This window comes from Clostridium sp. CAG:43, assembly GCF_000434655.1.
GTDB classification, from domain to species: Bacteria; Bacillota; Clostridia; order Lachnospirales; family Lachnospiraceae; genus Otoolea; species Otoolea fessa.
In genome coordinates, this window is sequence record NZ_FR895106.1 from 39,676 (window position 1) to 50,852 (window position 11,177).

The following is an 11,177-nucleotide window of genomic DNA, read 5'->3' on the forward strand; positions in this document are numbered from 1 at the left end:
CGACCTCTTCGTTATAAATTATAAATCTGACTCGTATGCACTTTTCGCTGCTCATTATACTAGATCTGTTCCAGAATCACAATATCCGAATCTCCCGCGTCTCCCCCTGATCCACCGGAATAAATCGGTCTTTTAAGCCCGGCGTCAGCCAGATCGTGCCGCTCTCGTCAACCATGACTGCCTCATAGTCCTGATGCGCCGCCCAGTGTGCCGCTGCCTTTTCCCGTCCCATGACAAACAGGGCGGTCGAAAGCCCATCGCAGCGCAGTCCGCACGGTCCGATGATTGTCACAGAAATCAGCCCGCTATGCGCCGGCGCCCCAGTGGACGGATCCATGATATGCCAGTAAATTGTTCCGTCATCATCCGTGAAATAGCGCTCATAGCCGCCGGAGGTAATGACCGTCTCATCCTGCACCCTGACTCCGCCCAGATAGCCGTCGCTCTCCGGATCCTTGATGCCGACATACCATTTCTCGCCATCCGGTTTTGTTCCGATCGTCTGGATATTGCCTCCAAGACTGAACAGTGCGCTCGTCACTCCGTCCTCCTTCATAGTCTTTACCACCTCATCTCCGGTAAATCCCTTTCCGACACCGCCTAGATCCACCATCATTTCTGGCTCGATCGATGCCGTATCTGCTTCTAAGTCGACCAGACGATAATCGACCGATTTAAGCAGGCTTTCCCGCTCGCTCTCACTGGGGACCCGGTAATTTCCCGTTGTAAATCCCCAGCTTTGCACAACCGGGTAAATCGAAATATCGAGCGCACCATCTGTTTCTGCTCCCAGCGCCAGCGCCTCCTGCATCAGATAACGCGTATCCGCTGAAAGTTCCGCTGTTTTCTTCTGGTTCAGATGAAAAATATCGCTGTTTTCCTGCGTTGTCGAAAGCTCCCCTTCCAGCTCTTCCACCCGCCGTTTCACTTTTTCCTGCAAATCTGCACTTCCGCCGTAGGCGTCAAACTGCATCACAGTATCCATCGCAAACACTGTCCAATTCTGCCCTTCTCCCGGATTCTGGTTTGAATTTGAGGGATTTTTCTCTAAATTTTTGTTTTTTTCTACTGCTTCCACATTTTCTGCCGTCTCTTCCATAGACGCAGATAAACGAGGACGGTCATTCTGGACCGCCCCCGTTTGATCCGGCTGCGATGAAGCACCGCAACCACACAGCAGCAGGGTTAATAAAATCCACCACTTCTGTTTCAATTTTTACTCCTTTAAATAAAACTACTCTTCTTCGGAAACAGACTCTTCTTTCTCAGAAGCATCGCCTTTACCGCCGTCAGATTCTTCCTTATCAGAAGTATCATCTTTTACATCACCGGTCTCATCCTTCTTGGAATCATTGTCCTTAGATTCGTCCGTTTCATTCTTCTTGGAATCGTCACCAGTTTCGCCGGATTCATCTTTCGAATCATCCTTGTCAGCATCGCCTTTATCTGAAGTTTCGTCTTTCTTCTCATCCGAAGTATCCTTGGACTCGTCCGAATCCTCTTTCTTGTCCTCGTCTACTTCCGGTGCCTTGTTCGCATCGTCTGTCTCGTTCTTCTTATCGCCATCCGGTACATCTGCCTTGTTTTCGTCATTCGTCTTCGGCTCTTCCGGTGTTTGCTCCGGTGTGGTTACTCCCTCGGTTGGGGTGGTGACGATCTCGCTTGGGAGGACTTCGTCGGCAAGAAGCGTTTTGGATTCCTTGATTAATTTCCAGTTTTTATCAAGTTTGCACTCAATCGTTCCGTTATTCTTAGTGTAGATAAGAATTTCATTATCCTCTTCTTCACTTAATCCGGACGCTGAAACCTTTAAACAATCATAATTATCATTGCTATAAGATGTATCCGTTGCATGCGGTGCAAACTCACCACTTCCAAGGAACGAGGAAACGGATGCCTTGCTATACTCTGTTCCATTTACTGCAACCGAATCAATCTCCTTTAAGAAAGTTTTTAACTTTTCCCCCTCAACTCCATTGAAACGGATCAGTAAATAATCTCCTGTCCAACTACTCTCTTTTACAACACTGGAAACCTCAATTTCTGTATCTGCTTTCTGGCTCTCAACTGTAACCGTGATCGACTGATTCTTGTAACCTTTTGCTTCGATCACAATCTCATTCAAGCCACTATCCAGTGTGCCAGTCTGAATTGTCAATGTTGTACCATTTACTGCAAATTCAAGTGCAACATCTTCCTCCTCATCATTGCCAGTTACTTTTACAGACTTAATTGCTTTCAGATACTCTTCATCACCAGTCAGAACCAGCGGTTCTCCCTCATCAACCGTAGTGTTGCCTGTCAGCTTCGGTGCTGGAAGCAGTTTCTCTTCGTCACCCGCTAACTTCATATCCTTTGTAACTGTAAAGGTAAGCTCTTCGTATCCTTCTGCCTGGATCGTTACATCGGTGCTTTCTTCGGTGCTGAAACCGTCTAAAGTGAAATCGATGCAATCAAAATCCTGTACATTGTTATCTGGATCATCTGCATCTGTCATCTTCCATGTAGGGTTATACGAACTAAGGCTGTAAGTTGCTTTCGTATACTCTTTATTTCCAACTTTCACGGATGTAATCTTAGCCAAGTAATCTTTTACACTCGTTCCCTTTGAAGCTTTAAAAGAAGCACGTCCAAAATCTGGATCAAATGACCAACTGGCTTTATGTTTGCTGAACTCCACTACTTCTGGAGCTGCCATCTCTTCCTGAATTTCTTCCTCTTCCTTCTCAACCACAAATTCACATCTCAGGGCCTCTGTGTAGTAATTCGAACGAAGTGTCAGTTTATAAGTTCCCGGCTGAACCTGATGGAGAATCAGCTTCTTGCCATCCCCGGATACTTCATAGTAAACATCGTTGCTGCTGGACACGCCTTTCGTGTAGATATTTCTCTCAACCGCATCTTCCTCGTCAGAAAGCAGGGTAACAGATTTCAGGTTCTTCAGGAAATCTCCCTTGCTGCCATTAACGGTAAATTCAGCATTTGCAAAATAGTAGGTCTTATTAGAATCTTCTTTTTTCTCAGCTGCAAACGCCTCTTTATCATCCGCATAATCAACGTTCAGCGATAAATCGTTTTCCAGCACCTTATCGTATGTAAATGCGATACTCTGGCTCTTATATCCCGTTGCATCGACAGTCAGCTTATACTCCTCACCAGCCTTGAATACATCCGCCTCTATGGTAATGGTGCCAGCTTCTTTATCGATGGAATATTTGTCCTTGCTGAGTGCCTGCCAGTTTCCGTTGACAACGATACTCTGAACCGCCTCGATATACTCTGTATCCTCTGTCCGCAGGACTACCGGCTCGCCCTCTTTGTTCTGTACAACTGTAATCGCCGGTGCATCCTGACGGGAGAAGTTTCCATTGTACTGGATATCGCCGAGCAGACCATCTTCGAGAACTTCTTTTGCCGTTGCCGGATGGTTCGGATCCAGTGCTCCGTTTTCACGGTAATCTGCAAATGGAAGCATTCTGTTCTCTTCGTATTTCTGATTCTCGCTCTTATTTACGTAGTCTGCCCATCTGAAGAAATCATCATCTCCAGTATCAAAGACAGCATCCGGAATCGCATTGTTCCACCACTCCATCACTGCCTTGGACGCATCATTTTCCATCTTGGTCTGTTCAAGGAGATGTGCATTTACAAGCAGATCTGAATCAAAAATCAGGTTTGCAGAGATTGCAGAGCTTCCTGAGCTGCTGCCGCTGGAGCTTCCACTTCCGCCGGAACCGGTCGATGCGGTGCTGATACCGTCGAATCCGTATGCCGCCATTTTCTGGCCATTGGTCTGTTCCTTCTCTTTTACCGGCTCTGCGTCCGTTGTCACCTTGAAGCTCTTGGAGAATGACCGGAAACCATTTGCATATACAGTGATCTTGTAGTTGCCCTTGTATGGCAGATGGTCTGTATTATCATTGTACAGAACAAATAAATCCTGGCTGTAGAGATACCAGTCATCGATCATCTTAAGGTCGCTTACTGTTCCGTTCGGATCTTCCAGGGTCACACGCTCGATCGGTGTCTCAATTGCGTATACCAGATCGCTGACTGCAAAATGGAGATTCTTACCGGACTGCGGTGTTTCCTTAAGCTCCAGCGTCGGTACTGTCTCATTGACGACATGAATCGGGACGAGCGCAGAACCGCCTGCCGACGATACAACCCGCACATAATAACGTCCATTATTGTAGAAATTGCTCTGTCCTGTCTGGATAGTCAGCTGTCCAACGCGTCCCTGTCCGTGCGCCACATTCTTTTCACTGTCAAATACGAGGCTTGAATTGATTGTGTTCTTCTGCTCATCGTATTTAACCAGTTCCAGCTTGCGGATGCCGTCAAACCACTCTTTTTCCTCGTCTGTATTGTAGTTAAACAGAATGGTAACGGCTGCTTTTCCATTTTCCGGAAGAACCGCATCCGGCGAATAGCTCGGATGAGTCTGTTTCTCCTCGTTCAAGTTATAAGTAGTCTTTTTCGGAGAAATGCGGGGATTTCCGTTTTCATCGTAATTGGTCAGATAATAGTCCCAATAAGCGACCGGCTCATGCGTCAGAATCTTCTCAGGCAGATAGCCGTCGTTTTCCTCATATACAGCATCTTCCTGGCTCTCATTGCTCAGAACCACCGTCTCTTCCTTTGCCGCATCTTCTTTGCTGCTGACGGTTACTTTGCCCGGTGTGCCAAGAAGCGCCAGTTTTGCCATACGTCCGTCATCTGTGATCGGAGTTAGAAGATTGGTTACGTCTTTTCCATCGACCTTAACGACCGTATTGTCTGCATTGTATCCCTCATCAAATGCGATCGGAAGCCACCAGCCCAGGGAATTTACTTCGGTAAGCTTTGTCTTCGTCTCATCTACCAGCGAAACCATCTGCGGCTTGTCTGGATTTTCAGTGTTTCCGTTATCTCCGGCATTTCCGCCATTCTGGTTTCCGTCATTCCCGGAATTACCGTTATTTCCAGAATTACTGTTATTTCCGGAATTACTGTTATTTCCAGAATTACTGTTGCTTCCAGAGCCCCCCGAATGGCTGCCGCCGGAACTGCCGGAATTCCCTGAACCGCCTCCTGATACGCTGCTTCCGTTGCCGTCTGCTGCCGGGCTGCTCGCGTAACCTCTATCCGCACGGGTCTGGACCTCTCCATTTTCATTGACCCACTGTCCATCCGCATTGACGCTGTAGCCGTCCGGCGTCCGACCTTCGGTGTGCATCTGACCATAGTTTTCTGCGCTCAAGTTATCAAAATAATAGCATTTTCCATCAATCCACTGCCATCCGGTCACGGTCATACCTTCCGTTCCATCGGATGCAGTGCTGAAGAAATACCATTTTCCTGCATTGTCCTTCCACCAGCCGCGGCGCATCTGTCCTTCCACGCCATCGGCAGTTGTGTTCATATAGTACCGGCGTCCATCGACGGTGATCCATCCAGTCATCATCCGTCCGCTCTGCGGATCCAGATAATACCAGCCGCTCTCGGTCTTGACCCATCCAGTCTTAAGCGTTCCGTCCGTTCCCTGATATTTCCAGTCCTGTCCTTCCTGAATCCAGGCGCCGGTCTGTACTCCGGACTCCGATGCCGGTCCGGTTGAAGCATAAGCAGTACCTGCCTGCGCCGCCGCTAACACGGTCACCGCTGCCAGAATTGCCTGCCGGGATCTTCCCTTACCTTTCATACATATTCCTCCATATAATCTTTTGTAGTATCTTACTCTCCGCACCGGATTAGGCATTCCTAACTCAGGCAGCCGAGGAGGTTAGTATAAACTAATCTAATAAAATCTGTCAATTATTTAAATCTATTTAAAAATGAGAATTTTTATCTATTTTTAATTGAATTTTATTCTCAATAAAGCATTGATTTTTTAATTACTAAAACTAACATGCAAATTTCTTTTTCCATTCAGCACATGTTAAGTCTCATTTTGCAGCGATTTTTTCCGCCTTTTTCCCTGATATTGCCTCGCTTGTCATGAATTTTAAAAAAACATATTTTGAGAATTTTTTTCTGTTTGCTTCATTTCGTATATTTTTATCCTTTTCGCACATACTCCATCTGTAAACATTTTGTCCCATTCCAGTCCCTTCGCGGTCACTGATATTGGCTTCTCTGATAGGAGATTTACACGATGCAGATTTCTTCATCCATTGAAAATAACCGGACTTTTTTTCAAAAAAAGCTCCGACCGGACATCAGTTTTGATGTCGTAGATCGGAACCTGATGATCGGCGGGCGCGATGCCTGCCTCTACTGTATTGATGGTTTTACCAAGGACGATACGCTTTTAAAAGTGCTGCAGGCGATGAGCAGCATTGAAACCGCCCAGATGCCTGACAATGCAAACGATTTTGCCGCCCTCTACCTCGCCTACGGCGAAATCGGGCTGGAAACGGATTCGGACGCGCTGATTATCCAGCTTCTCTCCGGTGTTCCTTTTCTTCTGATCGACGGGTATGCACAGGCACTCACAATAGACTGCCGCACCTATCCCGCCCGCGGAGTCAGCGAACCTGAAAAGGATAAGGTATTGCGCGGCTCGCGCGATGGTTTTGTCGAAACGCTTGTGTTCAATACGGCTCTGATCCGGCGGCGCATCCGCGATCCGAAGCTGCGGATGGAAATCATGAATATTGGGGAAAGTTCGCACACCGATATCGCCATCTGCTACATGGAAAACCGGGTGGACACCGAACTTTTAAACCGCATCCGCACCCGGATTCAAAAAGTGCATGTCGATGCCCTCTCGATGAACCAGGAAAGCCTTGCCGAATGTATTTATCCGCACAAATGGTTCAATCCGTTCCCAAAATTTCGTTTTTCAGAGCGTCCGGATACCTCCGCTGCCTCGATTCTGGAAGGAAATATCATCATTCTGGTGGACAATTCGCCATCCGCAATGATTCTGCCATCCTCTGTTTTCGATATCATCGAGGAAGCCGACGACTACTATTTTCCACCGCTGACCGGCACCTATCTGCGCCTGTCGCGGACGGTCATCTTTTTCCTGACCTTATTTCTGACACCGCTGTGGCTGCTTTTTATGCAGAATCCCGGCTGGATCCCGGAATGGCTCGCTTTTATCCGTGTCACCGACGAGATCCATGTGGCGCTGATCTATCAGCTTCTGATCCTGGAATTTGCCATCGATGGTCTGCGGCTCGCGGCAGTCAACACCCCCAGCATGCTGACGACACCGCTCAGTGTCATCGCCGGTATCGTGCTTGGAGAATACTCGGTCAAATCCGGCTGGTTCAACAGCGAGACGATGCTCTATATGGCGTTCGTCACGATCGCCAACTACTCGATGACGAGCTTCGAACTCGGCTACGCACTCAAATTCATGCGCGTCCTGCTCCTGATTCTGACCTTTTTCCTCAATCTCTGGGGCTTCATCGCAGGAACACTCATTGCCGTCGGCTGCCTTGTCTTTAACCGGACAATCGCCGGAAAAAGTTATATTTACCCGCTAATTCCATTTCACTGGAGTGAATTAAAAAAGCGGCTGCTCCGGAACCGGCTGCCGCATGAGGAGAAAAACGGGTAAGAATGTCGCATAAAATGTCCGCATACCCACAATTGCCCGGATGGTTCCGGGTACTGGCTGTGGTTTATGCGGACATTTTAACTTCTATATCTATCTTCTATTTTTCTTTCTTATACACTACCTCTTTCAGCACCTCCAGCGCCTCCTCATACCGCTCTGCTCCCATCGAGGCACAGGACAACAGGAGCTTCGGATATCCCTCTTGAAAATGATGCTCCTGTTTTTCCAAAAGACTCCCGACCGACTCCACCGGGCGGACGGCGACGCCTGCCTGTGCCGCATGCCCGGCAATTTCCACCGATGTAAGCGGGCTGTCAAGCTCCATGAGAACCAGAAAACCGGCATCGCCCAGATGCGTTCGCGCTTTTTCTCCAAAAATGCGCCGCACCGCATCACACAGACACTTTGCCTTTGCCGCGTACAATTTCTTGGACTTTCGGATCTGGCTTTCCAGATGTCCGTCCCGGATAAACTGGCAGAGGGCAATCTGCTCTGCCTTGGAGGCCGTCTGGTTATAAAAACGCCCCCGCTCCTGATACCGTTTCAGCAGATCCGGCGGCAGGACCATGTAGCTCATGCGGATCGATGGCAGAAGCAGCCTTGAAAATGTCCCCAGATACACTTGAAAATGTCCCCAGATACCCGACGCCCCGCCCGCCGGAAAGCCCCTGCAGGGACGGTGTCGGGCGGTTATAATAGCGGAACTCACTGTTGTAATCGTCCTCAATAATCAGCATATCCTCGCGCGCCGCATCCTTTAAAAGCTTCATCCGGTCGCCCACCGGCATGACCTCGCCCCAGACTGTCATCTGCGATGGGGTCAGATAGCAAACACTTTTCCCTGTATGTCTCATTGCCTCTGACATCTGTTCGGATAACCCTGTTTTCATCTCTCTTGCACATACATCTGGCTTTTCTATTCCGAACAAATCCTTTTTTGAGGACTCAATCCTCCTATCATTATTTTCCCAATACTCTCTTATATCCCCGGTCCGAAACCCATAATCCTCAAAAATCTGGCGTCCCTGCCGGAACGACGGATTAAAAAACCATGCACTGTCCCGCTCCCGCAGCATCGGGCACAAAATATGCAAGAGACTCTGCACACCCGCCCCTACTACGATACTGTCCGGCGTACAGATCACATTGCGGTGGCGCCCCAGATACGCACAGAGCGCCTCCCGGAATTCCCGCTCTCCCTGCGGTTCACCATAAGAAAGCAGCCGTTCATCCTGGCGCAGAGCGCTCTTGACATAGCGCCGCCATAAATCAAACTGGAAGCTCTCCCGATCCACATTTGAAGACGCAAAATCATACCGGATTTCCGGGCGTTCCTCCTGATGCGGCACACCATGCTCTATTTCCTCCCGGTTTGCAGCCGCCAGCACCGCATCCGTTACATAAAACCCGCTCTGCGGACGCGAAATGATATAGCCATCCGCCGCCAGCAGCATATACGCCGTCTCCACCGTCGTCCGTGAAAGCTGCAGCTGCAGGGAACATTTGCGGATCGACGGCAGCTTCGCTCCCGGCTTCATCTGCCCGGACACGATCAATTCTTTGTAATATTCATATACTCTCAGATACCGGCTCTGTCCCGGTTCGCTTAAATTCAGTTCCATCGTATTTCCTCTATCTATTTATGTAAACGGCAATGCACCGCATCGATCATCCGCATCATCCCATATCCCAGACAACCGCCCTCTTTCCGTCTTCACAATATTTTTCATCTCCACCACTTGTACCCCTTATATCCAACTGCCTTCCTCAATTATACCGTTTTCTCCTGCTTATAGGCAATCCCCAAAATTGAGTACTGTTACTGTTCACGCATACGTGCCCAGTAACGGAAATTCCGAGGAAGAAATCAAAGAGCCGCTTCTTCCTAAGAAAGAAGAAATCCCCCGCATGATTCCGGCTGAAGTTGGTCTGGCATACTGCAACAAGCTTTTCTTTTTGGAAAAGCAGTTCCGTGACCTTACTCCGGAAGAGCGAAAAGACAGACGTCTGGAAACAGAAGTGCCGATATGGGAAAACTTTTATGCATGGTTAGAACAACTCAATCCTGTAAAAAGAAGTAAGCTGGAAAAAGCTGTGATATACGCAAAAAACCATAAAGAAACACTGCGTAATTATCTTCAGGATGGAAGTTGCGAAATATCGAATAATGCAGCGGAACCACTGCCTGTTTAAGGCGAAGGATATCAAGGGGGCAGTGGACAATACGATGGATTATTCATCGCTTACGATTTACTAATTTCCCTAAACCATCCCACATCCAATCAAATTAAAAAGAGACACGGCATAAATTATTCTGATAGATTTTACATCAGATTGCTTTATGCCGTGCCTTTTATGTTATTATAATGATTGCTACATACATATAGCAGGCTTCACCCTCCGTTATACACCGGATTCGAATTGATTTTCGGTACGAAGGCAACAGCCGTTCCGCAATTTTCACCATCCTCCCCATACTTCTTCATAGATCTGTCCGGCAGAAAATACTCAGGATGGATGTTTTGCCAAGTATACCAATGTTTCAAATTCCCGACGAGTCATAGAAATCAACTCACCGTTTCGGTATGCTGTTCTCTCCTTCAGCCGAAGCTCCAAGCCCGGAAAAACAAGAGTGTTACAAAGGTGGGATGTCACAATATGGTCAAATCCTGGCTCGACCGCAATAATCTCCATAATTCTACTGAGTATATATTCTTCATGGTCGGTAAGCGACATTACCAGAAACTTGCCCATATTGTTCACATCCCTCTTTATTGATATTATTTTTGCATTACATTACGGGGTCATTTTTCATCTGTCGGATGCGGTATTCACCGCCATCGTCCCGTCTGCATAGAAGTAGTACCACTTACCATCGATCTGCTTCCAGTCTCCGGCAAACATTATTCCGGTGACCTTGTCCAGCCAGTACCACTTCTGATCCTCGGAGAGCCAGCCCTTCACTGACTCCCCGTTTCTGTAATAGTTCCACTGGCCGCTGTCATTCTGCTGCCAGCCGTTTGCGGCCTGCGAGTCAATGACGATTTCCACAAACCGCCGCAGAACCGTGGCGACCTCGGCGCGGGTGGCGGTTCCCTTAGGGTCAAACTTATTTTCATTCTTCCCAGCCAGGATGCCCGCCTGCTGCATGGACTTGACCGCATCCTTCGCCCAGCTGCTGATCTGTGTGTTGTCCGCAAAGGTCACAGCCTTCAAGGTCTGGGGCAGGTCATAGCCCAGCTTTGCAGCATAATTTTTCATAATCACCGCCATCTGTTCCCGGTTGATGTTGGTGTCCGGTGCAAAGGTGGTGGCGGTAACGCCCTCCACAATGCCGGTCTGCGCCGCCCAGTTCACATAGGGGGCATAGTAAGCGTCGGCTTTCACATCGGTGAATTTCCCGGTCTGGTAACTGTCCGGGTTGATGCCCGCCAACCGCCCCAGAGCTGTCACAAACATTCCTCTGGTCATGCCGGTGTCCGGGCTAAAGGTGGTGTCGCTGGTGCCGGAGAGCAGTCCCCGGCTGGCTGCAAAGAGGATGTTATCTGCTGCCCAGTGGCCGGTAATATCGGTAAAGGCCGGGGCAGGGTTCTTGTAGCCCACGCCGTAAACGCTGAAATGACCG

At 48.6% G+C, this 11,177-nt stretch carries 8 protein-coding genes; 2 read left to right on the forward strand and 6 right to left on the reverse strand.

Translation table 11 applies throughout. From position 1 onward, the window contains the following. Positions 1–76: 76 nt before the first annotated feature. From QVO97_RS10030 to QVO97_RS10040, 3 genes are all read right to left on the reverse strand, one after another. A complete protein-coding gene (locus QVO97_RS10030) occupies positions 77–1,213 on the reverse strand; it encodes an FAD:protein FMN transferase (RefSeq protein ID WP_022360192.1) in 1,137 nt (378 codons plus the stop codon). Positions 1,214–1,234: 21 nt separating this feature from the next. Beyond that, positions 1,235–5,683: a hemoblobin-interacting domain-containing protein gene (locus tag QVO97_RS10035; protein WP_022360193.1), complete on the reverse strand. Its 4,449-nt coding sequence runs from the start codon at positions 5,681–5,683 to the stop codon at positions 1,235–1,237. Between the two features lie 244 nt (positions 5,684–5,927). Beyond that, positions 5,928–6,152: a hypothetical protein gene (locus tag QVO97_RS10040; RefSeq protein WP_288189591.1), complete on the reverse strand. Its 225-nt coding sequence runs from the start codon at positions 6,150–6,152 to the stop codon at positions 5,928–5,930. On the opposite strand from QVO97_RS10040, the gene QVO97_RS10045 reads away from it, so the two are divergent. Then, the gene (locus QVO97_RS10045) at positions 6,137–7,552 is read left to right on the forward strand and encodes a spore germination protein (protein WP_022360194.1); all 1,416 of its coding nucleotides are present in this window, start codon (positions 6,137–6,139) and stop codon (positions 7,550–7,552) included. The genes QVO97_RS10040 and QVO97_RS10045 overlap by 16 nt on opposite strands. A gap of 97 nt (positions 7,553–7,649) precedes the next feature. Here QVO97_RS10045 and QVO97_RS10050 read toward each other — a convergent pair whose 3' ends face one another. Then, a complete protein-coding gene (locus QVO97_RS10050; RefSeq protein WP_288189592.1) occupies positions 7,650–8,129 on the reverse strand; it encodes a hypothetical protein in 480 nt (159 codons plus the stop codon). After that, positions 8,065–9,174, reverse strand: coding sequence for an aminotransferase-like domain-containing protein (locus QVO97_RS10055; RefSeq protein WP_022360196.1), 1,110 nt, complete (start codon positions 9,172–9,174; stop codon positions 8,065–8,067). Before QVO97_RS10055 ends, QVO97_RS10050 begins: the two co-directional genes overlap by 65 nt. 214 nt (positions 9,175–9,388) lie before the next feature. On the opposite strand from QVO97_RS10055, the gene QVO97_RS10060 reads away from it, so the two are divergent. Next, the gene (locus QVO97_RS10060; RefSeq protein WP_288189595.1) at positions 9,389–9,745 is read left to right on the forward strand and encodes an IS66 family transposase; all 357 of its coding nucleotides are present in this window, start codon (positions 9,389–9,391) and stop codon (positions 9,743–9,745) included. 618 nt (positions 9,746–10,363) lie between these two features. Here the strand turns inward: QVO97_RS10060 and QVO97_RS10065 are convergent. Beyond that, positions 10,364–11,177, reverse strand: an 814-nt coding sequence (locus QVO97_RS10065; RefSeq protein WP_288189596.1) for an S-layer homology domain-containing protein, incomplete at its 5' end; no start/stop codon positions are given.

What these genes read in the sequence shown, in the direction of transcription:
- QVO97_RS10035 (WP_022360193.1), bottom strand. Translation starts at nt 5,683, where the DNA reads ATGAAAGGTAAGGGAAGATCCCGGCAGGCAATTCTGGCAGCGGTGACC.
- QVO97_RS10045 (WP_022360194.1), top strand. Translation starts at nt 6,137, where the DNA reads ATGCAGATTTCTTCATCCATTGAAAATAACCGGACTTTTTTTCAAAAA.
- QVO97_RS10040 (WP_288189591.1), bottom strand. Translation starts at nt 6,152, where the DNA reads ATGAAGAAATCTGCATCGTGTAAATCTCCTATCAGAGAAGCCAATATC.
- QVO97_RS10050 (WP_288189592.1), bottom strand. Translation starts at nt 8,129, where the DNA reads ATGAGCTACATGGTCCTGCCGCCGGATCTGCTGAAACGGTATCAGGAG.
- QVO97_RS10055 (WP_022360196.1), bottom strand. Translation starts at nt 9,174, where the DNA reads ATGGAACTGAATTTAAGCGAACCGGGACAGAGCCGGTATCTGAGAGTA.